Here is a 24264-nt window from a genome sequence, read left to right on the forward strand (position 1 = left end):
ATTCTATAGCCATCTCCATGTTTTAAGGTCCTTTGGAGATTTTAAAATTTAACGGTTTTTAAAGATAGTAGAGGGAGTATTCTACTGAAAAACTACATAGTAATAGTAAAATTCTAATCTCACTTTTTACTATGGGAAATAAATGGAATTCCCAATATTACCTTTCCCCAAAAATTTTACTACCTATTCTCACCATCGTACTACCTTCTTCAATGGCAATTTCATAGTCCCCACTCATTCCCATCGATAATTCCTTTAGGTTCAGTTTTTCATCATTGTAGTCTTTCGCAGTTTTGTCAAACAACTTTTTCAGACTTTTGAATTCTCGCCTAATTTTATCTTTATCGTCTGTAAAAGTTGCCATACCCATTAAACCCTGCACATCTACATGATTCATTTCATTAAAGGCTTCCGATGATAATAATTCATGCAGCTCCTCTTCATCTAAGCCATACTTATTTTCTTCCTCCGCAATATGAATTTGCAGCAGTACAGGAATAACCCTATCAATTTTTCTACCTTGTTTATTAATTTCTTTTAGCAAACGAACACTGTCCACTGAATGGATCAAATGCACGAATGGAGCAATATATTTCACTTTATTTCTCTGCAAATGCCCAATCATGTGCCATTCAATATCTTTCGGTAAGGCTTCAGCTTTATCGGTCAATTCCTGAACTTTATTTTCACCTAAAGCTCTTTGTCCAGCTTCATAAGCTTGAATCAAATCTTCATTGGGCTTTGTCTTACTTACTGCAACCAGTTGGCAATTCCCCAAGGATTCTTTAACTGTTTTTAATTTATCTGCTATACTCATGAAAACTCTTTTTTTAGGATCTGATTAAAGTAAATAAAAAAATCACTTTAACATAAATTTATTTTTATGTATTTTGAATGTTATATATTTGCCTTCTGAACTATTTTTTAATAATTAAAATCAAAGGTAAAAGTTTAAGATTTTTCATTCACTTAAATTTTAATTTTTGAATATCAACCATATCATAAATGACACTCTTAGGTAATCTTATAAAACAAGGCATACGTATTCGAGAGAGTTTGGATCAGGATTTCACTCCTGCATTTGAATTACAAAAAACTGAATTTCGCAAATTAATCATTGCCGCTCGAAATACGCAGTTTGGTAAGGCTCATAATTTTTCTGGGATTCTGCAATCTTTAAAAAAACATGACAATAAAAGTTTTTATGAAGACTACAAGAACCAAGTACCAGTTCACGACTACGATAAAATGTTCAAAAACTGGTGGCACAAATGCCTTGAGGGCGAAAAGGATGTAACTTGGCATGGGGCCATTAAATATTTTGCTTTAAGCTCAGGAACTTCAGGATCCTCCTCAAAACACATTCCAGTATCTTTAGAGATGGTGAAAGCCATCCAAAAAACCAGTGTCCGTCAGATCTTGTCTCTATCACGATATGAAGGCTTGCCTTCTTCAGTATTTGAGGGAGGTACACTAATGGTTGGAGGAAGTACTGATCTGCAAGATAACGGAAATTATGCTGAAGGAGATTTGAGTGGAATTACTACTTCTAGGATTCCTTTTTGGTTTCAGCGCTTTTATAAGCCGGGAAAAGCTATTTCTCGAAAGAAAGATTGGGAAGACAAACTGGAGCAAATGACATTAAAGGCAAAGGATTGGAATATCACCATTATAGCTGGTGTTCCTGCATGGATAACGATATTAATAGAAAAAATCATTAAGCACTATAATCTTAATAATATCCATGAAATTTGGCCCAATTTTGAAATTTATGTTCATGGTGGAGTCGCTTTCGAGCCTTATAAAAAAGGATTTGAAAGACTTTTGGGAAGAGATATTAATTACATAGAAACCTACCTGGCTTCTGAAGGATTTATTGCTTTTCAAGGGTCTCAAGGAGCTGATAGTATGAAATTGGTTTTAAACAACGGGATATTCTATGAATTTATCCCATTTCCAGGTGATAACTTTGACGAAGACGGCAATATGTTAGGGAATCCAAAAACCCTAATGATAGATGAGGTAGAGGAAGACGTTGAGTATGCACTTCTGATTACAACTTGCTCCGGTGCCTGGAGATATCTCATAGGTGATACGATAAAGTTTGTTTCTAAGGCGGATTCAGAAATCATAATAACGGGTAGAACCAAGCATTTTTTAAGCCTTTGCGGTGAGCATTTATCAGTTGATAATATGAACCATGCATTATTAGATGTCTCTAATGACTTAGGATTTGATTTAAAAGAATTTACTGTCTTAGGCGTTAAGCATGGATCTTTATTCGGACATGATTGGTATGTTGGAACAGATAATACAGAAGTTGATGAAGCTATTTTGAAAGACAAATTAGATGCTAGATTGAAAGACTTAAATGATGATTACAAAGTAGAAAGAATTGCTGCCTTGAAAGATATAAGTGTTAAAGTGCTACCCAATGATGTATTTATTGAATTTATGGAAAGAAACGGAAAAGTGGGCGGCCAGAATAAATTTCCCCGAGTATTAAAAGGCGATAAGCAAAAAGATTGGTTATCGTATTTAGCCGAAAAAAGCATTCAATAAAATATGATTTCAGTTATCACCAATGGTGTATTGTTCGGATTGTTACTGGCCGTAATGTTAGGGCCAGTTTTTTTTGCATTGATCCAAAATAGCATTATCAAAGGATTCAAGGCGGGAATTTACATGGCTTTAGGTATAGCTATTGCTGATACCGCTTACATTTTCCTAATGTATTTTAGTGTGAAGCTTTTTGAAAATAATGATGTTGTTTCTTTTTGGATGGGTGCTGCAGGCGGATTTATTATCTTGATTACAGGAATAATGAGTCTTAGGAAAAAGAGTGTAAAACTAGAGGAACAACAAGTCAATACACAAAGATCTAATTTCTTCAAGCAATTTGCAAAAGGCTTTATCTTAAATGGCATTAACCCCTTCGTACTACTTTATTGGCTTGGCGTAATGACACTAGTCACCAAAAGTTATCAATATGATCAAGCTGAAATTATTGTATTTTTTACTGGAATTATTGCCACTTTATTAATTACTGATTTTTCCAAAGTGGCGCTTTCTCACCGCTTAAGGGCATGGGTGACGCCCAGGAAATTAAATATTATGAATAAAATAGTAGGAGTAGCACTCATTTTATTCTCATTTAGACTGTTTTATCACGCCTTTGAGCATTATAACTAATCTATCATAATGCAACATCCAGTTCCGATGCTTAAATAGATCATCTAGTCAGCAATTTTTCTTCTCTGTAATTAAGAGGTATTGGCTGTCAGGTTTTAAAATCAATGGTAAAACCTGACAGGCTTTTGAAGTCATACCCTATTGAATCACAATAGCCACTTTATTTAACTTACCGCCTTCCAGGGTGTCTGTTTGAACTCCTAAATTATTATTATTCATTTTGCCTTTTTCAGCATGGATATGATAAACTTTTGGCTCTAAATCTTTGAAAGTGACCCTTCCCTTCTTGTCGGTAACTTGAGACTCTGCTACAGGATTTTCACTCTTTCTGTAATCGTCATTATTTCCATAAAGTGTCACTGTTGCACCTTCTTGAATATTCCCTAAATCATCTTGAATTACAATCCTTAAATTAGTTTTAAGAAATTGACTGTTGTCATTCTTTGGGGTGAATTGAAAAAACAAAAAAGCCGATACGACTAAAAGAGACAATGTGAATGTTAATTTTTTCATAGTTTAAGATTTTTGACTAGATACGACTACTAAACGGAATAGTTTTTATTCCTAAAACAAAAAAAGCAACAAACCTTCCGGTCTGTTGCTTTTAATTTAATGCTTTTTAATAATTAAGCAGTTTGCCCAATTAATTTTAAGTGCCTTGTATGCGACCCCATAGCGGCCATCATGGATGGAAATTCATTATAAGCAATATTGAATTGCTCACAAGTTTCTTTCACTAACTTATTGATTGCCGGGTAGTGCACATGGCTAATTCTTGGGAATAAGTGGTGTTCAACTTGGAAATTCAAACCGCCTGTATACCAATTTAAAACTTTACTTTTTGTTCCGAAATTAGCAGTAGTTCTGATTTGATGAATAGCCCATTCTGTAGGAATGATTTTTTCTCCTTCAACAGGTGCATCATGGAAATCAGTAGATTCAACTACGTGAGCTAATTGAAATACCACCCCAATAGTCCAGCCAGTTACAACTGATACGATTAGATATCCAAGTACAGTTGCTAAAACTCCTTTCATTAAGATTGGCAGTACAAAGAATGTTGTGATATACGCTAATTTTGTAGCCCAAAAGATGATATGCTCTTTTGCACTCATTTTTGCTAATTCTGTATTGGCAACTTTTCTTGTGAAATACTTCTTAAAGTCTTGAAAGAAAACCCAAAATGCGTACGAAGTAGCATAAAGAGGATATGCATAAACATGTTGAAATTTATGATACCATCTTTTCTTTTGATGGGTTGATACTCTAATAAAAGGACCAATATTAATATCATCATCCATTCCTTCGATATTAGTGAAAGAGTGGTGATTCTTATTGTGTTTATTTTTCCAAATGAAAACTACGCCCCCCATTAAGTTTAAGGTAAGTCCCATCATATAATTTACATGCTTATTATTAGAGAAACTACCATGAGCTCCATCGTGCATAACATTGAAACCAATTGCGGCTAAATTCAAACCAAATATTGCACACAATGTAATAGAAAGCCATACTGGCATGCTTACAAATACAATTAAGCTGTAAAGGGTAGCAAAAGAAACCAATAAAATAGTGGCTTTAGTATAAAGTTTGCTGTTACCCCAGGTTTTCAAATCGTTTTGTTTGAAATAGGCGTCAACCTTCTTTTTCAGTGTTGGGAAAAAGTTGTTGTCAGTGATTTTTGTTGCTGATACTTCTTGCATAGTTAATTCAATAATTGACTTGCTAAACGAGCAAATCTAATGTTTCGTTCATAAAATTAGAAGTAATTCATAAGTACTCATAGAAATTAACAAATAAATCGACAAATGTGGAAAAATAATCCTTTTTGTGAAGTATTTTATTCGGAAACTTCTACAATTATTAAACAAATACGAAACATTCGTAAACAATTTTAAATAACTTCCCAATAGAATGGAAATTCAATAACCTCGTATTTCTATTTAGATTTTCATTTGAAATAAAGTCAAACAATTGAACAGATAATCAACATTGGATTGAGCATTCAAAAACTAAAACAATTGTAATTATTTCAAGTTATTTGATAAAATTGACAATTTGTAAATCCGCTATTGTCTTAAAAGTCGTTAGTTTGACAATACATTTATAACTTTGGATTTATCATTGCTACAATTTGAAAAAGCAGAACAACATAGCGCTCATTTTCTTCAGCCGAAATAAAGCCGAGGAGGCAAAGCAAAAATCATGGTTTAAGGAGCAATCCAAAAATCAAATGCTTGCTGAAATGCTGATTACGAGGGCTAGTACTGCTATTCAATCATCTGGAATTCCTGTTTATCATTTCAACGAAGCAAAGCAAATAGGGAATTCCTTTGGAGAAAGAATTGCAAATGCCTATCAGGCAATGTTTGATTTGGGCTATGAACAAGTAATTTCCGTTGGTAATGATTGTCCTGACCTACAAAACATTAATTGGATTGAATTATCTCAATCTCTCCAAAGTGGCAAATCAGTTTTAGGCCCAGATACAAGAGGGGGCGCTTATTTGATAGCTATTCAGAAAAAATCTTTCGATAAGTCACAATTTGAAAAACTAAATTGGCAAAAAAATACACTTTATGAGGAGCTTTCGCAACTCTGTGAAGAAACGACCGAACTAGTAGAATTAAACCAATATAGAGATATCAATTCTTTTCACGATATCCGATTCTTATCCAGGCAGAAATCATTTACAAAGTCGTTCTTGAAATTAATTGCTCAACTGCTTCAAGGATTTAAAGGAATAGCAATTGAATTTCAAATAAAATCGCACAACTTTTATATTTTCAAAGACTCCCCTTTACGAGCACCCCCAATAACATAAATTTACCGCTTCTTTTTATAGCATCTCTTGGAGAATGAAAGATCCACAACTCACGAGTTTGCTTGTTCCTATTAATTATTAAAACACGATACAAAATTATGATGCAAAGATTTTTATTCTTTTTGCTGTTTGCTATTACCCTATTTTTGATGAGTTGTGAAAACCCTAAAGAATCCAGAAACTGGAAGCAAGCTTCGTGGCAAGAAATAGAACAACAGGCCAATGATACCACTGTCAATTTTATGATGTGGCAAGGAAGCCCGATCGTCAATGATTATATCAACAATTATGTAAAACCTACTTTAAAAGAAAAGCACAACATCACACTGAATATTAGCAGCGGTCAAGGGCCGGAAATCGTGCAATTGATGATGGGTGAAAAGCAAGCGGGTTCTGAAAAGGGACAAGTAGATATGGTTTGGATTAATGGAGAAACATTCTTTCAACTTAGAAAAATAGAAGGACTTTGGGGTCCATTCACAGAGAAACTTCCTAATTCACAATATATTGACTTTAATAATCCATTTATCGGGATAGATTTTCAGCAAGAAATAAACGGGATGGAATGCCCATGGGGGATCAATCAATTTGCTTTTGTTTATGATTCTATTAAAACCCCTGCCCCACCTAAGACACTTGCTGAACTAGAAACATTTGTAAAAGTAAATCCTGGCACTTTCACTATATCCAATGATTTCTCAGGCATGACCTTGTTAAAATGCTATATGGCCGAATTGAGCGGCAGTCCTGATGGATTGGATGGTGAATTTGATCAACAGAAATATGATACGCTTTCCACTCAACTTTGGGAATACATCAATCGAAATCGAAAATACTTCTGGAAAGAAGGACAGACATTTCCCAAAGAACACAGCAAAATGGATCAGATGTTTTCATCTGGAGAAATACTGCTCACTTATGGATTCAGTGAAGGTGGAATTGAAGAAAAAGTTTTACAAGGATTATTTCCAGAAAGTACAAAAGGTTATGCCTGGAAAAACGGAACTATCCTAAACTCTAATTATTTAGGGATCACCTATAACGCGACCAATAAAGCGGGGGCTATGCAAGTCATTAATTTCCTGATTTCACCCGAAGCTCAATTGAAGAGAGCGGAACCTTCAGGTATGAATGCCAATCCAGTATTGGATATTTCAAAGCTTCCTACCGAGTACAAAGACAAATTTGAAAAAATTACTGCAAGGCAATACGGCCCTTCTTTGGACGAATTATCTGAGAATGCTATAAAAGAGCCAGCTCCAGAGTATATGCTTAATATTTACGAAGATTTTAGAACCTACGTGATTGAAAAATAAGGGAAAACATATCGGTTTTGTGCTATTCGTGGTATTTGCTGTACTACCATTTACGCTCGCATTTGGCTATGCTTTGCTCTATTCTTTCGGGATCATTGGGGTAGTTAATGAAGGCTTTACTTTATCGTTTTGGAAAGAGGTTTTTACATCAGGCACTCTAGGAACCTCCTTTTTATACAGTGGAATTATTGCTGCAGTAGGTGTATTTCTATCCGTTAGTTTGGCACTATGGGTAGTTTTGAAATTCAAAGAAGGCTTCAATAATAAGTACTTATCTTTTATTATTTATATGCCCTTGGCAGTTCCCGGTATCGTTTCCGCATTTTTTACTTATCAATTATTCGCTCAATCAGGATTTTTTGCAAGATTAAGCTATCAGCTCAATTGGATTGAAACAGCACAGCAATTTCCTGATTTAGTGAATGATAATTGGGCCATTGGCATCATCATTACTTTCATTAGTCTGCTAACTCCTTTCTTCATTCTGCTTTATTTAAATATATATAAAGATGAAAGAATAGAAGAGCTAAGCCAATTATCCAGAGCACTGGGAGCAAACAAAAAACAAATAGCACTCAAAGTGAGCTTACCGATTATGCTCAAAAAGTCTTGGGTTTTAATTGTGCTGTACTTCATTTTCTTATTAGGCGCTTATGAAGTACCGCTAATTTTAGGTCAAGAATCTCCTCAAATGCTATCGGTGCTGATTTTACGAGAATTAAAACAATTTGACCTTACTAAAACCTCAGAAGGTTATGTAATGGCGGTGGTCTACACAGTAGTCATTATGTCAGCGACTATATTCATTTTTTCACGAAAAAAACTGAGAAACAATGCGTATTAGTTTAAAGCCTTTCTTCTTATCGATCATGGTATTGCTGATACTGTTTCCCTTTGTGTATCTACTTTGGCTGTCTCTTTCTGCAGAATGGTCATTCCCAAATGTTATGCCTGAGTATTTCGGGTTAAAAAACTGGAAGGCCTTATTGATTTCAGAAACAGGCTTATTGTGGAGCTTTCTACAATCTATCATCATTTCTGTTTCCGTAGGATTTACTGCCACTCTTAGTGGTTTTATTATCAGCCGGAATATTGCCTATCATCCTAGAAAGAACACCTTCACCTTATTAAGCTATTTCCCTTACATTATCTCCCCTGTTGTTTTTGGGGCATGCTTAAGTTATTTCTTCCTCAAGCTTGGGATTTTCGGTCAAATGACGGGCGTGATTGTAGCTCAATTCATGATTAGCTTTCCTTATGCACTGATTTTCTTTAATAGTTTTTGGGGGCAAAAAACAAAAAATATGGAAGATTTAGTCTCGACACTAGGTGGAAATAGACTGTATAGTTTCACGAAAGTTTTATTTCCATTGGCCAAAGGAATGCTCTTGGTCTGCTTCTTTCAAACATTCCTGATTTCTTGGTTTGAATATGGTTTAACATCTGTAATTGGAGTTGGCAAAGTGCAAACCCTCACCATCAAAGTATTTTTATTCATCCGCGAGGCCAACTACTTCTATGGTGCTTTAAGCTGCTGCTTATTGATTTTACCGCCATTAGTTCTGATGTATATCAACAAGAAATATGTATTTAATAAACTGACCTGATGTTTTTAGAAATTCAACATATTAATAAAAGCTTTGGCAAAGAGCAGATCGTAAAGGATCTGAATTTTTCGCTAGCTCCGCAAAAAACCTTAAGCATTTTGGGTAAATCTGGTTGTGGAAAAACCAGCATGCTTAAAATAATTGGTGGCTTGCTTAAGGCAGACAGTGGTAATATAATTTTGGATGGGAATGATATCAGCGAATTGGAAGCTGAGAAGAGAAATATCGTTTACCTCTACCAAGAAGATTTACTTTTCCCACACTTAAATGTATTCGAAAATATTGCATTTGGTCTTCGAATAAAAAAACAAAAAGAAGAGCATATTCAAAGCAAGGTCAAGGAAATGCTGGAGCTTTTGGAATTGGAAAATCATGGCCAAAAAATGCCTCATCAGCTTTCAGGGGGGCAAAGACAAAGGGTTTCCTTTGGAAGAGCCATCATCATCAACCCTGCTTTGCTTCTATTAGATGAGCCTTTTGGTAGCCTAGATGCCGGCACTCGGCAAAGAATGCAACAATTATTTAAAGACATAGCACATAAATTTAAGATCACCTCACTTTTTGTCACCCACGATTTGAAAGAAGCTATACTAATGGGGGATGAAATTGCCTTTATGCAAAGTGGAAAACTCAAATTATATAAAAATAAAGAAGAATTTATAGCAGACCCTTCAACTGGTGTGCAAAATGAAATCGGCTTTTGGGAAAATCTAATCCCAAAAGAACAAGACATAATTTAAATCAAAAATATATGGAAACGAAAAATATTTGGATTGATACCGACCTCTCTGTAGGCATGAAAAGACACATCAGAGAAGGATATTGCGATGTGGATGACGGATACGCACTGTTACAATTATTTAAAGCTGAAAATATCCATATAAAGGGGATAAGTGCAGTATTTGGAAATACTCTAATTGATGACGCCTACAGACTTTGTCAGCAAATGAGTAAAGAATTTGCTAAGAATGAAATCCCTGTTTACAAAGGAGCTGGGACAGCAATTGATCTTAGCAAGGTAGAAACCAATGATGCTGTGGAAGCTTTGGCAACAGCCTTGAAAGAAACTCAATTGACCATTTTAGCTATCGGTCCAGCTACCAATGTGGGAATATTACTTTTGCAATATCCTGAATTGAAAAACCAAATTAAAGAAGTAGTTCTAGTGGCTGGAAGAAGAAAACCAACTGATTATTTCAAAATTGGCAATCAAGGAAATCATGCAAGGGATTTAAATTTCGATTTAGATAATCAAGCTTTTAACATCATGTTTGAAGCAGGTGTCCCTGTCACTTTATGTCCTTTCGAAATTTCAAGCAAAGTATGGATTGGATCAGATGATCTAAAAAAACTAGATAATGGCGAGGCCGGAAATAAATGGCTAGCAGAGCATTCTCAGCCATGGTTAGCACAATGGATCAATCAAGGCGCTAGTGGTTTTAATCCTTTTGATGTTTTGGCGAGCCACTACATCATATCACCCGAAGATATTATCAGTGAAGACCTAAAAGCACAATTAGAAATTCATCCAGACGATACAGTAAAGGACAATGACAAGTTAGTATTCAAGAACTACCTGCTGTGTCGTAGTGAGGGATCATTTCCTGTAAAATACTGCCATGATGTGGTATCAGACTATCATGAAAAATTAATGGATTCTTTAACCAAAAAAAGCTAGCACTATGATTAAACTTGACAATCAATTAGAAACCATCGATAGTTATTTAAGCGATAAAAAATGGTTAGAAGAAAATGAAAAAGTAGCTTCAGTTGAAAAGCCTGGTGAAGGGAATATGAACTTTACCTTAAGATGTAGAACTTCAAATGACCACTCTTTCATCATAAAACAAAGTCGTGATTTTGTTGAAAAGTTTCCACAAGTACCCGCTCCAGCAGAACGGGTTCTAAGAGAATCTGAATTCTATGAAATTATTAGAAAGAACCCCGATTTAAGTCGTAGAACTCCTGAAATTATAGCGGTCGATGAAGAAAACCATATCATCCTGATGGAAGATCTGGGCGAGAGTAGTGATTACTCTTTTTTATATCAGGAGGGTAAGAACTTATCTGAAACCGAGCTCAAAGAAATCATGCACTTCATAGCCGATTTACACACCCATTTTACAACTGACAGTAGCTCGAAAACCATTCAGAATAAGGAAATGCGGCAGCTTAATCATGAGCATATCTTCAAATTCCCTTTTATGAAAGATAACGGGATGAATTTGGATGATGTTATGCCAGGATTGGAAGCTGTGAAACAAAGTATAATTCGTAATGAAGCACTTCATTTAGCACTCAAGCAGCTTGGTGATCTGTATTTATCTGATGGCAAGCACTTACTACATGGAGACTACTTTCCGGGAAGCTGGCTCAATACCAAATCAGGCTTAAAAATCATCGATCCTGAATTTTGCTTTTTTGGTCCTAAGGAATTTGAAATAGGAGTATGTATGGCACATTTATATTTGGCAAAACAACCCTACCCTATTATCCAGAAAGCAATGGATTTCTACAAAGAAAAAGCGCCCTTCGATGATGTATTAATGATGAAATTCATGGCTGTGGAAATGATGCGAAGAATCTTAGGATTAGCTCAACTACCGATCAGTCAAACACTGGAAGAAAGGAAAGCACTAGTGGAAAGAGGCGTCATGATGCTGACTAAATATTAAAAACCAAACACTATACAATGAAGAAATTAATACTAATCTTATGCTATTTGCTGAGTTTCCATCTATCTGCTCAAAATAGCAATACTTATTCTTCTGTAGTCATCGACTCAAGAGGAGAGCCTATTCCCGGGGCAGTTGTAAATGAAATGGGTACTGAAAGATTTGCAGTCACTTTAAAAGATGGTAGTTTTCAACTGAAAACACCGTCTGAGAACTTCTTACTGAACATTCAATTCTTAGGCTTTGAGGATTTGCAGATAGATATTCGAAATGGAAATATCCCTGCTAACATCATGTTGACTGAAGATCTGGAGCAGCTCGATGAAGTGGTTGTAACTGCATTAGGGATTGAAAGAGAGAAGCAGTCTTTAGCCTCATCAATAGGAAAAATAGACAGCAAGCAGCTAACAGATGTACCCATGACAAATCTTGTTAACAGTATGGCAGGTCAAGTTTCTGGTGTCCAAATTACCAATGGTTCCTCAGGAGTGGGGTCCTCATCTAGAATTATAATCAGAGGTGAAAATTCTTTAACTGGCACTAATCAACCATTATTTGTGGTTGATGGCGTACCTATCAGTAACGAACAAATCACCAGCGATTTAGTAAACAACGGATCATTACAAGAAGTGGACTGGGGAAATGGTGGTGCTGAAATTGATCCAGAAAATATTGCTTCAATATTTATTTTAAAGGGAGCAGGATCTGCTGCCCTTTATGGTTCCAGAGCGGCAAATGGTGTTGTTTTAATCACTACTAAAAGAGGAAAGGCTCAACAAGGTTTAGGAATTAGCACGAGCAGTTCACTTACATTTGAAACACTCTTAACATTACCTGATTATCAAAATGAATATGGTGGTGGAATTGGTGATTTCGCGTTTGATACAGGTCTTGGTGCCCTGGATGGAACAGCTGGCATTTTCAGCTACGGTCCAAAATTAGATCAAGGTGATTTAATAGCGCAATTTGATGGACCTTCTACTGATATCAACGGAAACCCTGTAAGGGGTGGAGATGTAATAGCTAGGACTCGGGCAGATGGTAGCTTGACAGAAATCAGACCAACTGAATGGGTATCTAGACCCAACAATATCAGGAATTTCTTTGAGACAGGCATCACGGCTCAAAATAATATTGCAGTAAATTCAGCTAGTGACAAAGGAAATATACGGCTGGCTTACAGCAACTTGCGAAATGAGGGTATACTACCTAATACTGATTTAAACAGAGACGGTCTGGCGATCAGTTTAGACCAACAATTAACTGACCAATTAAGTGTAAATACTTATGTTAATTACATCAATACAAGAAGTAAAAACCGCCCTAACTTAGGTTATGGCTACGAAAATGTAATGTATGGCTTTAACTGGACACAAAGACAAACAGACTTTGATCCGCTCAAAAATTATTGGCAGGCCGGTCAGGAAGGTTTAGAGCAGTTCAACTACAATTACGCTTGGGTCAATAATCCTTACTTCACCTTATTTGAAAACACGAATAGTTTTGACAAGCATCGAGTTTTAGGAAATGCCTCTGCAAATTATGATTTCAGTGAGAAATTACGTTTTACGGTAAGAAGCGGTACTGACATCTACAATGACAACAGGGCATTTCGAAGGGCACTAAGCACCAACGCCAATCCTACGGGTAGTTATCGTGAAGATCAGGTGTTTTATAAAGAAATGAATACAGATTTCCTACTGTCTTATTCCGATCGAATACATGAAGATTTCACTTATGATCTTTCGGTAGGAGCAAATCGCTTCGATCAGACCGTCACCTACAAATTTACTGAAGCTTCTCAACTAGCGCTACCAAATATTTATACATTAGCCAATTCTAATGCACCCTTAACAGGGAATAATGAATTATTTGAAAAGCGTATCAATAGTATTTATGGCACAGGAAATATCAGTTTTAGAAATGCCCTCTATCTTGACGTTACCGTACGTAATGACTGGAGCAGCACGCTACCCATCGACAACAATTCATTTGCTTACTATTCAAGCGGCTTAAGTTATGTATTATCCAATATGGTAGAACTACCACAGCTTTTCACTTTTGTGAAACTGAGAGCCAGTGCAGCCAGCGTAGGTAATGACACGGATCCATATCAACTGCTGAATACTTTTGCTTTCAACCAGAACTATGGTGATAAGCTTAAGGTAACTAACCAAAGCACTTTAAAAAATCTGAATTTGAGGCCTGAAAGACTTACCGCCTACGAAACAGGAGCAGAAATTTGGCTTCTTAAGGATAGGATTCAAACAGATATTACCGTTTACCAAAACACTAGTACCGACCAAATCATTGCTCGGCCTATTTCCTTAACTACTGGTTTTGCCAATAAACTGGAAAACGGTGGAAAAGTACAAACTAGAGGACTTGAAGCCTCAATCACAGGATTAGCCATCAAGCAAAACAACTTTCAATGGAAAGTAGCGGCTAATTATTCAGCTTACAGAAGTCGAGTACTAGAATTACCTGAAGGGGTAGATCAGTTCGTAACAGGTAATGCTGATTTCTTTGGCGGTGCAGGCGGCTCCAATTCTTTATTCTATATAGCTAAAGAAAATGGTCTAGTTGGAGATATGTACGGGACTGGTTTCAAAAAGGTAAACGGAAGAACCGTATATGACAGCAATGGAGCTCCTATTACAGACGGGACATTACGACTGTTAGGCAATTACAACCCTGATTTCTCTGTAGGTCTCAGCAATGAGTTCTCCTATAAGAATATAATCATGAATGTCCTGTTTGACTTCAGATATGGAGGTATTATCGCTTCAAGGACAAGGTCTTTAGGTAATACTTCTGGAGTTTTGAAAGAAACTTTAGCAGGTCGAGAAAATGGAATTATTGGAGATGGAATAGTCAACATTGGAACCGAAGAAAACCCTAACTATGTCGAGAACACCACCAGTGTTTCAGCAATTTCTTACTATAACGCCATTTACTCAAGAGGAAACGAAGAAAGCTCTATTTATGATGCTTCTTATATTAAATTGAGGCAAGTAGGTCTTTATTATAGTTTAAGTAAGCAGCTGAGCCAAAGAATCGGCTTCCAGAGTGTCAAATTTGGATTCATCGGCAGCAATCTTTTACTGTTCACCGAAAACCCTCATGTTGATCCCGAATTAAATGCTCTACAAGGCAGAAACATAGTACAGGGTGTAGATGATATGTCATTACCCTCCACAAGAAGTTTCGGTTTCAGCATTAAAACAAAATTTTAAGAAGTAAAAAATGAAAATATTCAACTATACATTCACCTTACTGCTAGCCGCTCTGTTAATTACGGCCTGCACAGATAACTTTGAGGAAATCAATGAAAATCCCAATTCCCCGGAAAATGTGGAGCCTCAATTTTTACTCACTAATATTATTTCAGTTTCTAGTGATCAGAATACCTACTATCAAGGCTTTGATCAGTCAAATTACTTTTCTCAACATGTTGCAGCGATTGACTTTGGATTTTTAGACAGATACATCATTGGTTCTAATTCAACCTATTGGGCTGTGGTAAATGGGTTGCTGACCGACATCAACTCAATGAAGGCATCTCCTACCTCAAATGAAGCATACGCAGCAGTAGGAGATATTATGAGGTGTTTCCTGTTCACCCAAATGACCGATATGTGGAATGATGTCCCTTATACCGAGGCAGGAAGATTAGAGGAAGGAATTGACAAACCAAAATATGATACTCAGGAAAGTATTTATACGGATCCTGAAACCGGTATTTTAGCAGTATTGACAAGGTCAGCGAATACGTTAGAGAGCACAAATCAGCTGATAAACGGTGATGTAATGTTCAATAACGACTTGGATAAATGGGTAAGGTTCGCAAATTCGCTTCGAGTAAGATACCTGATGAGGATAAGCAAGAGATTGAATGACTTCTCTGAATTATCTTCTTTAGCCAACTCTGGAAAATTGATGGAATCCAATGCAGATAATGCCGTATTGCCGTATTTGGCATCCGCTCCGAACCAGTTTCCATTTTTTCTTTCTTCTGTAGGTGGGTTAGTAGAGCATGTGATGAGCAAGACAGCTGATTCTGTCCTTAGCCTTTGGGATGATCCAAGGATTGCAGTACTATATCAGCCAGTAGCTGCCGGTTTAGCTAATGACTCTGTTTACTATCGAGGCATCCAAAATGGTCAAACTAATGAGCGAGTGCAACAACTTGGACTAGGAGTCAATGATTTATCAGTTGTAGGATCAATTTTTAGGGATGTTCCTGACGGAGCAGACGCACAATTCATGCAGTATGCAGAAGTACAATTTGCTTTGGCTGAAGCAGTTGAAAGAAATTATATTGCTGGAAATGTTCAGCAGTACTATGAAAATGGAGTAAGAGCAAGTTTCGAATATTATGGTGTTGATGTCCCAGAAGACTACTTCTCAAGGGATGCAGTTGAATTGAACGGTACTGATAACATCACCAAAATAATGACCCAAAAATGGTTGAGTCTCATCAATATTGGGCACGAAGCATGGTTCAACATCAGACGAACTGGCATACCTTCTTTACAGGCCGGACCAGACGCAGTTAATGAAGGAAGATATCCTGTTCGGTATTTATACCCGGAATCAGAGCAAGCCACAAATACTGAAAATTATCAAGAAGCAGTCCAAAGAATTGGTGGTGATGATATCAACAGCAAAGGATGGTGGGAACGTGATTAATTAGTAATTAATCATTAGGCAATTAATAATTCGATATCTAGACCTGTCAGGTTTTGAAAAGCTGACAGGTCTCTTTCTCTTGAAACGCTAGCCATATTCATAATCAAAAAATTCATAATTCGTAATTAAAAGTATGGAACTAATATTTGTTTACAATGCCAATTCAGGAAAATGGAATGGCTACATGGACATCATGCACAAAATATTCTCTCCCAAAACTTATCCCTGCAGCTTATGTGACATCACCTACGGGACTTTCAAAATCAGGGAAGAATGGGCTGAATTTAAAAAGACTTTGGATATCCCGCTAACCTTTTTACACAAGGATGAATGGTTGGAACAATACGGAATTAAAGATAATCTCCCTGCTATTTTCATAAAAGAAGGTGAAGATATTAAAAATTGGATTCCTGCTGAAACACTGGATCAGCAGGATTTAGGATCATTGAAAAGTCTTATTGTGGAGAAATTGGAGATGGTTAAATAACATCCGTGTAGTTTTATTTTTTATGCACTAATTCTCAAAAAATCTATCCTCCTCCCAATTTTTAGTATTATTGCGGATATATTTTTTGATCCTATAATATTCTTCTTTTGTTCTGATGATATGGTCATGGAATCGGGTTTGCCAGCCATTTTCCAAATTTAAACGATTAGCATGTTTTGTAACAGCAGATTTGTAGGAACCAATAATGGATGAGATAGAATTTTTCCCAGGGTTTTGGAACCTGGTTTTGCCCGTCAATATTTCTGGATTATTCATTTCCGTGGGTGTAGAGACAATGCATGCATTGTCTCTGCCGTACCCTGTTCTACCGTTATCAGCACCATCATTCCATAATGAATTAAAATCAAAAACCTCAAAATAGACAGGTGGCGGAAAACCATTTTGCAAAACCAATATTCCATGGATATGATTTGGCATTACCACAAACTCATCTAAATGCACTGATATTGCGTGGTGGGGAATTTCATGCCAGAATACATTTGCCAAAATGCCCTGATGAGACAATTGCATTTTTCCATCGATTATTTCACCAAAAAAATGATGCCGATCTTTTGTACAAATTGTAACGAAATAACTGGCATCCCATCTGTAATCCCATTTTTGCCTTCGGGCAGATGCTGTTCTATAGGTGTTTTTGAACTTTTCACTCATAATCAATGGGGAATTGCTTACAAATTGAAAATCTAATTATCCCATATTTGTTGGTCTAATATCAATCTACAACACATCATTAGCCAAATTGGCCAATTCTGAACGCTCCCCTTTTTCGAGTGTGACATGCGCATACAGTTCATGTCCTTTTACCCTATCTATCAAATAGCTAAGTCCATTGGATTGGGAATCTAAGTAAGGCGTATCAATTTGATTAACATCACCAGTAAATACGATTTTTGTATTCTCTCCTGCCCTTGTAATAATGGTTTTCACCTCATGAGGTGTTAAGTTCTGTGCTTCATCAACAATAAAATAAATATTAGATAAACTTCTTCCCCTGATATAAGCCAAGGGCTGAATAGTTAATTTCTCCTTATTGACCATGTCCGTAATATTCAAAAACTCTCGTTCATGCTCCTGAAATTGATGTTGAATATATTTAAGGTTATCCCAAAGCGGTTCCATATAAGGGTTCAATTTGGATTTTATGTCTCCAGGAAGATAGCCAATATCTTTATTTGATAACGGCACAATAGGTCTTGCTAAAAATATCTGTTTAAAATCTTTGCGTTGTTCCAAAGCAGAAGCTAATGCAATCAAGGTTTTACCAGTACCCGCCACTCCTTGCAAGGTCATTAATTTTATTTCCGGATTAAGCAAGGCATGAATAGCAAAGGCCTGTTCTGCATTTTTAGGCATAATGCCATAAGCCGACTTTTTATCAACCTTATCTATTTGATTAGTCAATGCATTGTAATAACCCAGGGCTGAATTCTTATTACTTTTCAAAATATAAAAAGTATTGTTCATGGGTTTCTTCTTGCCCATAATGTCTGATACCTCACAATGATAAGTATCATAAAGCTTATTGATAGTCTCGGTGGTAACAGTCTCCAACTGCAATTTCCCTGAATGTAAATCACTCACATTTTTCACCTTACCTGTCTGATAATCTTCTGAGCGTAATCCACAGCTTTTGGCCTTCAACCGCAGATTAATATCCTTCGTGACCAAAATAACCGTTTTATCTTTTAACTCCTTTTGCAGTTGTACGGCACTTCCTAAGATTTTGTGATCGGGTATATCTTCTAAAAATATTTGATCTGATTCCACAGCTTCTTTGCTTGGCATCAAGACTTTAAATACACCTTTCGTCTTCCCATTCAATGGAATCCATTCACTCAAAGATTGGCCATCAGCCAATTTATCTATCATTCTGATGAACTCACGGGCTTCAAAATTCTTCGTATCATTTCCTTTTTTGAACTGATCGAGTTCCTCTAAAACTGTAATAGGTATAGCCACATCATGCTCTGCAAAGTTCATGATGGAGTCATGGGAATAAATAATAACTGAGGTATCGAGTACAAATACTTTTTCTTCTTTCTTCGCCTTCGCCATATATAGTAAAGTTGATATGATTTTAGAATCAATTTAAAAAATTATTGGTATTGTCAACCAGAAAAACGGTTCTAATATTTAAAAAATATATAAGTGACAGAGAATCAATTAGCTAAAAATGTAAAAAACTGATTTGATAATTCTAACTTGTTTAGTGTATTGATTTATTAAGTAAAGTACGTGACGTACTTTACTTAATATAAACAAATATATATTTATGACTTAAAATTTCATCTAAAGCTTAAACCCAAAATCAAAGCCAATCCAGTGTGTGCGGTTTTCAGTTGCTTTCATTATTAAAGGCAAATCCAACTGTGCTTCTTCATTGGAGAAATAGCCAATATTGTAGGACACTCCTACTAATAAAGGAGGTGCGTATTTTTTAAATAGATCATAACTGAAATTCAAAGAAATCCTGCTGCTGGGCAAACCTTGGGTCCATTTCTCCCCTCTTTGCATCAAATACAATAAGTCATGGGATAGAGAAACTGAATTGTAATTTTTATTTTTATAATACTTCAATTCCAAACCATAACCCGTTGTCCAATTAATGTTTTTATTCCAACTATAATTGTAACCTACTATCAATCGATTGAGCAAATATTTACTGCCATTGGAAATGGTTAAATAAGTATTCATGATCTCATTGGCTGCCAAATTTCCTTCTCCATGACTAGTATTAGTATTAATCAACCCAACCGGAATACCTTTATTATCTTTACTTAAATTAATCAATCCGATTTGCCAGCCATGATTGTCATTAGTAATATTCATTAAGCCTAATTGGAAGTGGTCACGCATAAAAAAGAATCCTTTTTCATACATCAGACCAGCATCAAATGAATAATTAAACAAACCAATTTGAGCCATAGAATTCCTTTTAGGTGCATAATTCAAAATCCCCCCGATTTGCAAACCTAATGCGCCACGTTGAATGGCATTAAACATCCCAAGCTGAACCCCTTCAAAAGTTTTACTCACTCTGTTGAAAGCACCCATTTGAATTCCCTTTCCGTCACCTTCCACTTTATTGATTAAAGTTCCTATTTGAGCACCTCGAAACTCAAAATCAACTTGCTTTTTGGATCTGAAAGCTAAATTTCCAGTAACATTTGAAAATGCGGAAAGTTGCATTCCGTTGGTGTATAAAAATGAACGATTACTAATCCCACTAATCTGAAATCCTTGAATGGCTCCCGTATAACCAGAAAGCAGATGTAAAGAAAGATTAGATAAAATATAGTGGCTATGTTGGGAATTGTCCGCACCCGAACTAATACCGAGTTGTACTTTATGACGAACTAATTTATTGACTTGTGCATGCAAATTGAAAAGTGGTAATAGCAGAATACATAATAGTAAACGATAACCCATAATTAGTTTGTTGATAGTGAAACATAATGCGTCTGTGCTACTACCAATTATGGTAAAGGCAAAGCAATTCCAGCTCGGTTCAAGCCCGAATTTTTAAAATGGAAAAGGTTCTATATAATTTCAAGTAGAAAAGACCGATATCCATACACCCATAAAATGCATTCACTTTTTGAAATGCATACAAACACAAACACGAACTGAAAATAGATAGTCTAAAAGAAAAAACCAACAATTCAGTAGCTAAAATGGAAATAGCTTGGAAAAATAGTACCTAAAATCAAATGACAACCGTATATCAAAATAACTGCCTAACAATCGGTAGGAAAAACAAAGAATTCCGTATTTTTGACTTCAGGAAACGAAAATAGATTTAGAGTATGAGTGTTAAGACGGCTAAGAAAACCAATATATCAAACGAAATTTTAGAAAAGGCATATCGCTTAATGCATACTGCCAAAAGAATGGCTGAAATTTACGATGAAAATAAAGCCATTGCCTCAAAATATGTGCATAGTACTTCTCGCGGGCATGAAGCTATACAATTGGCCGCTTCTATGCAATTAAAGCCTATCGATTATTTAGCGCCTTATTATCGAGATGAAAGTATATTATTAGGAATTGGTATGGAGCCTTACGAACTAATGCTCCAATTGATGGCTAAGAAAGATGACCCTTTTTCAGGAGGAAGATCATACTATAATCACCCTTCTTTAAAAAGAGAAGGAATGCCGACCATTCCGCACCAAAGTTCAGCCACGGGGATGCAGGTGATTCCTGCAACAGGAATGGCTCATGGATTAAAATTTAAAGAAGAGCACGGATTAGGAAGTGAAGGAGAAAAACCTGTCGTAGTATGTTCACTTGGTGACGGGTCTGTTACTGAAGGAGAAGTGGCAGAAGCATTCCAAATGGCTGTATTGAAAAATCTACCGATCATTTACTTGATACAAGATAATGACTGGGGAATTTCTGCTACAGGAAAGGAAATGCGTGCAATGGATGCTTATGAATACGCAGCAGGATTTAAAGGTTTGAAAAGAATGCAAGCCAATGGAACTGATTTTGAAGATTCTTATAATAAAATGGGAGATGCTATAAAGCATGTTAGAAATCGTAAGGGTCCTGTTTTGCTACATGCTAATTGTCCACTTTTAGGTCATCATACCTCAGGGGTAAGAAAAGAATGGTACAGAAGTGAAGACGATCTAGAGCTTCACTCAATGGGAGACCCGATCCCAAAGTTTCATCAATTCCTGTTAAAACATGATTTCTCAGAAGAGGAGTTAAAGAAACTAGAAAAGGAAGCCATAAAGACTGCCAATGAAGCATACCAAAAAGCTTTGGATGCTGAAGATGTTGATGCCAGTGAAGTAGAATTACATGAATTTGCAGAAACCCCTATAACGGAAGAAAAAGGACAAAGAAAGCCAAAAGGCGCTGAGAAATCCGTAATGGTAGATGCCGCATTGCATGCTGTTGACGATATTTTACAAAATAATCCGGAAGCACTTTTCTATGGACAAGATGTTGGAGGTACGCTAGGAGGTGTTTTCAGAGAGGCCGCTAACTTAGCTAAGAAATATGGCGATGGGCGTGTTTTCAATACGCCTATTCAAGAAGCTTATATTATTGGGAGCACTGCTGGTATGTCAACGGTCGGAGCAAAACCAATTGTTGAAATTCAATTTGCCGATTACATCTGGCCAGGTATGAATCAACTGGTTGAAGAACTTTCTAAGTCCTGCTATTTGTCAAACGGTAAATTTCCAATTCAATCTTTAATTAGGGTACCTATAGGAGCATACGGAGGTGGTGGTCCTTATCACTCTGGTTCAATTGAGTCAACTTTGTTGACTATCCGAGGAATAAAAGTAGTTTATCCCTCCAATGCAGCAGATATGAAAGGACTAATGAAGGCTGCTTTCTATGATCCAAATCCAGTAATAATGTTGGAGCATAAAGGCTTGTATTGGTCTAAAGTACCAGGAACAGATGGTGCTAAAAATCATGAGCCGGATGAAGATTATATTATTCCATTAGGGAAAGCAAGAATTGAGCAAGAGGCAGACCAAGAGAAAATTGATAATGGAGAAAGCATGACCATTATTACTTACGGAATGGGGATTTATTGGGCAAAAGCAGCTTCTAAAAAATTTAAAGGCCAAGTTGAGATCATCGATTTGAGAACATTAAATCCTTTGGATTGGGGATTAGTAAAAGAAAGAACAGAGAAACATGGCAGAGCATTGGTGCTGACGGAAGAGCCTCTGATGAATTCATTTGCGGAATCATTATCCGGTAGACTTAACCAAGAATGTTTCGAGTATTTAGATGCACCAGTTCGCTCCTATGGAGCTTTAAATCTACCTGCCATAGGACTTAATGTTGAATGGGAGAAAGCGATGTTGCCAAATGCTGAGAAAGTTGAGAAGCAGATCGAGGATCTTTTAGGCTATTGATAGACTAGGAAGCACAAAAATGAAAGTGTTTAGAATCGCTTAACTTACTGGAACAAAAAAGAGCACTCGCAATAATGAGAGTGCTCTTTTACTTTCTAAGAAATTTTAACTTTTTTATTCTTCATCAGCAGCAAGGCGAACCATCATCCCATCCATATCAGGATGCAATCTCATCTGGCAAGCTAATCGACTATTGTGCTCTGCATTAGGTAATATATCCAGCTGATCCATTTCCTGATCCCCCGGTTCATTTAAACTGTCAAAACCTTCTTCCACTTTCACATGACAAGTAGCACATAGTGCCATTCCCCCACAAGTAGCCAAAACTGGATACTCATTTGCTTTTAAGAATTCCATAAGGCTCAAGCCCATATCGGTTGGAGCCTCCAATTCTTGGACATCACCTGAATAATCTTGTACTTTTATTTTTATATCATTCATAACTTATTGCTTGCAGATTTCACTTTTCAAATCGCAAATATAAAGTAATTAGAAAGATTCGATACCGTTTACAGTAGTATATTTAAAACTAAGATGCTTTTCAGGATAAATGTGTTTAAAAGCTGATTGTGCCATCAATGCTGCTTCATGAAAACCACATAAAATCAATTTCAGTTTACCTGGATATGTATTGATATCACCTATCGCATAAATCCCAGGCACATTAGTTGAATAATCAGTAGTATTTACCTCTATTTGATTTTTGTGAATACTTAATCCCCAATCGGCAATTGGTCCCAATTTAGGACTCAAGCCAAACAAAGGAATTAAATAATCAGCGTCCAACTCTATTTCAGATTTATCAGCTCCTGTAACTTTTACTGAATTTAATTTACCATTTCCTGACAGAGAAGCTAAATTACTTTTCAACAATAAGTTGATTTTTCCTTCTTTGGCTAATTCAAATACTTTATCAGCTGAATCTGGTGCTCCACGGAAAGTCTCATTTCTATGTACCAAGGTAATTTTCTTAGCGATTTTAGAAAGTTCAATCGTCCAATCCAAAGCAGAGTCTCCTCCACCAGCTAATATGACATTTTTATCTCTGAATTGCTCAGGATCTTTCACCATATAAGAAACTCCTTTACCCTCAAAGTCAGCAATTTCTTTCATAGGTGGCTTACGAGGTTCGAAACAGCCTAATCCACCTGCAATAACAACCACTTTACAGTCAATTTCAGTCCCATCCGAAGTTCTTAAATTAAAACCAGTAGCAGTTTTTTCCACTTTATCTAATCTTTCGCCCAAAGTATAGGTCGGATTGAAAGGTTTTATTTGTTCAGTCAAATTATCCACCAATTCTTGTGCTTTGATAGTCGGATATCCCGGAATATCATAAATTGGTTTTTGCGGATAAATTTCAGAAAGTTGTCCTCCCACTTGTGGAAGCGCATCCACTAAATGGCATCGCAACTTCAATAATCCTGCTTCAAATACTGCAAATTGACCTACTGGTCCAGCTCCGATAATGCAAATGTCAGTTTGTATCATTGTTTTAATAAGTTATTATAAGTATAACTTCAATTCGCTGACAAAGTTCGTATAAAAATAGTTGTTTTACT

The 24264-nt window shown here is 36.3% G+C and carries 21 protein-coding genes; 13 read left to right on the top strand and 8 right to left on the bottom strand.

Features of this window, described 5'->3' with window-relative positions; genetic code table 11:
* Positions 1-157: 157 nt before the first annotated feature.
* A complete protein-coding gene (locus tag Q3Y49_RS01230; RefSeq protein ID WP_303270392.1) occupies positions 158-817 on the bottom strand; it encodes a YggS family pyridoxal phosphate-dependent enzyme in 660 nt (219 codons plus the stop codon).
* A gap of 188 nt (positions 818-1005) precedes the next feature.
* Between Q3Y49_RS01230 and Q3Y49_RS01235 the strand changes: the two genes are divergently transcribed.
* Positions 1006-2562, top strand: coding sequence for a GH3 family acyl-acid amido synthetase (locus Q3Y49_RS01235; protein ID WP_303270393.1), 1557 nt, complete (start codon positions 1006-1008; stop codon positions 2560-2562).
* Positions 2563-2565: 3 nt separating this feature from the next.
* Positions 2566-3192, top strand: coding sequence for a LysE family translocator (locus Q3Y49_RS01240; protein WP_303270394.1), 627 nt, complete (start codon positions 2566-2568; stop codon positions 3190-3192).
* Positions 3193-3330: 138 nt separating this feature from the next.
* Here the strand turns inward: Q3Y49_RS01240 and Q3Y49_RS01245 are convergent, their stop codons facing one another.
* Both Q3Y49_RS01245 and Q3Y49_RS01250 read right to left on the bottom strand, forming a co-directional pair.
* A complete protein-coding gene (locus Q3Y49_RS01245; protein WP_303270395.1) occupies positions 3331-3705 on the bottom strand; it encodes a carboxypeptidase regulatory-like domain-containing protein in 375 nt (124 codons plus the stop codon).
* Between the two features lie 113 nt (positions 3706-3818).
* Positions 3819-4895 (bottom strand): fatty acid desaturase family protein, encoded by a 1077-nt coding sequence (locus Q3Y49_RS01250; protein ID WP_303270396.1) that lies wholly within the window; start codon positions 4893-4895, stop codon positions 3819-3821.
* Between the two features lie 431 nt (positions 4896-5326).
* Between Q3Y49_RS01250 and Q3Y49_RS01255 the strand changes: the two genes are divergently transcribed.
* The 10 genes from Q3Y49_RS01255 (at position 5327) to Q3Y49_RS01300 (ending at position 16793) form a co-directional block, all read left to right on the top strand.
* Positions 5327-6016 (top strand): DUF2064 domain-containing protein, encoded by a 690-nt coding sequence (locus Q3Y49_RS01255; RefSeq protein WP_303270397.1) that lies wholly within the window; start codon positions 5327-5329, stop codon positions 6014-6016.
* Between the two features lie 98 nt (positions 6017-6114).
* Complete coding sequence (locus Q3Y49_RS01260; protein WP_303270398.1) at positions 6115-7332, top strand: ABC transporter substrate-binding protein; 1218 nt, start codon at positions 6115-6117, stop codon at positions 7330-7332.
* A complete protein-coding gene (locus Q3Y49_RS01265) occupies positions 7322-8176 on the top strand; it encodes an ABC transporter permease (protein WP_303270399.1) in 855 nt (284 codons plus the stop codon). Before Q3Y49_RS01260 ends, Q3Y49_RS01265 begins: the two co-directional genes overlap by 11 nt.
* A complete protein-coding gene (locus tag Q3Y49_RS01270) occupies positions 8166-8939 on the top strand; it encodes an ABC transporter permease (protein WP_303270400.1) in 774 nt (257 codons plus the stop codon). The genes Q3Y49_RS01265 and Q3Y49_RS01270 overlap by 11 nt, the downstream gene beginning before the upstream one ends.
* On the top strand, positions 8939-9679 hold the full coding sequence (locus Q3Y49_RS01275) for an ABC transporter ATP-binding protein (protein ID WP_303270401.1): 741 nt from the start codon (positions 8939-8941) through the stop codon (positions 9677-9679). The genes Q3Y49_RS01270 and Q3Y49_RS01275 overlap by 1 nt, the downstream gene beginning before the upstream one ends.
* Before the next feature lie 11 nt (positions 9680-9690).
* A complete protein-coding gene (locus Q3Y49_RS01280; RefSeq protein WP_303270402.1) occupies positions 9691-10617 on the top strand; it encodes a nucleoside hydrolase in 927 nt (308 codons plus the stop codon).
* Positions 10618-10621: 4 nt separating this feature from the next.
* On the top strand, positions 10622-11614 hold the full coding sequence (locus Q3Y49_RS01285; protein WP_303270403.1) for a phosphotransferase: 993 nt from the start codon (positions 10622-10624) through the stop codon (positions 11612-11614).
* Between the two features lie 17 nt (positions 11615-11631).
* Complete coding sequence (locus Q3Y49_RS01290) at positions 11632-14850, top strand: SusC/RagA family TonB-linked outer membrane protein (protein ID WP_303270404.1); 3219 nt, start codon at positions 11632-11634, stop codon at positions 14848-14850.
* A 10-nt stretch (positions 14851-14860) separates the two neighbouring features.
* Complete coding sequence (locus tag Q3Y49_RS01295; protein WP_303270405.1) at positions 14861-16306, top strand: SusD/RagB family nutrient-binding outer membrane lipoprotein; 1446 nt, start codon at positions 14861-14863, stop codon at positions 16304-16306.
* Positions 16307-16439: 133 nt separating this feature from the next.
* Positions 16440-16793, top strand: a complete 354-nt coding sequence (locus Q3Y49_RS01300; RefSeq protein WP_303270406.1) for a hypothetical protein — start codon at positions 16440-16442, stop codon at positions 16791-16793.
* A 27-nt stretch (positions 16794-16820) separates the two neighbouring features.
* Here the strand turns inward: Q3Y49_RS01300 and Q3Y49_RS01305 are convergent, their stop codons facing one another.
* From Q3Y49_RS01305 to Q3Y49_RS01315, 3 genes are all read right to left on the bottom strand, one after another.
* Positions 16821-17465 (bottom strand): transposase, encoded by a 645-nt coding sequence (locus tag Q3Y49_RS01305; RefSeq protein WP_303270407.1) that lies wholly within the window; start codon positions 17463-17465, stop codon positions 16821-16823.
* Positions 17466-17531: 66 nt separating this feature from the next.
* On the bottom strand, positions 17532-18869 hold the full coding sequence (locus Q3Y49_RS01310) for a PhoH family protein (protein ID WP_303270408.1): 1338 nt from the start codon (positions 18867-18869) through the stop codon (positions 17532-17534).
* Positions 18870-19103: 234 nt separating this feature from the next.
* Positions 19104-20243 (bottom strand): hypothetical protein, encoded by a 1140-nt coding sequence (locus Q3Y49_RS01315; RefSeq protein WP_303270409.1) that lies wholly within the window; start codon positions 20241-20243, stop codon positions 19104-19106.
* A 377-nt stretch (positions 20244-20620) separates the two neighbouring features.
* Here Q3Y49_RS01315 and Q3Y49_RS01320 point away from each other — a divergent pair, with 377 nt between their 5' ends.
* Complete coding sequence (locus Q3Y49_RS01320; RefSeq protein WP_303270410.1) at positions 20621-22702, top strand: alpha-ketoacid dehydrogenase subunit alpha/beta; 2082 nt, start codon at positions 20621-20623, stop codon at positions 22700-22702.
* A gap of 114 nt (positions 22703-22816) precedes the next feature.
* Here Q3Y49_RS01320 and Q3Y49_RS01325 read toward each other — a convergent pair whose 3' ends face one another.
* Entirely contained in the window at positions 22817-23143 is a 327-nt protein-coding gene (locus Q3Y49_RS01325) for a 2Fe-2S iron-sulfur cluster-binding protein (RefSeq protein WP_303270411.1), read from the bottom strand.
* 48 nt (positions 23144-23191) lie between these two features.
* Complete coding sequence (locus Q3Y49_RS01330) at positions 23192-24193, bottom strand: NAD(P)/FAD-dependent oxidoreductase (RefSeq protein ID WP_303270412.1); 1002 nt, start codon at positions 24191-24193, stop codon at positions 23192-23194.
* Between the last annotated feature and the right edge of the window lie 71 nt (positions 24194-24264).

This window comes from Marivirga harenae (assembly GCF_030534335.1).
Classification (GTDB): domain Bacteria; phylum Bacteroidota; class Bacteroidia; order Cytophagales; family Cyclobacteriaceae; genus Marivirga; species Marivirga harenae.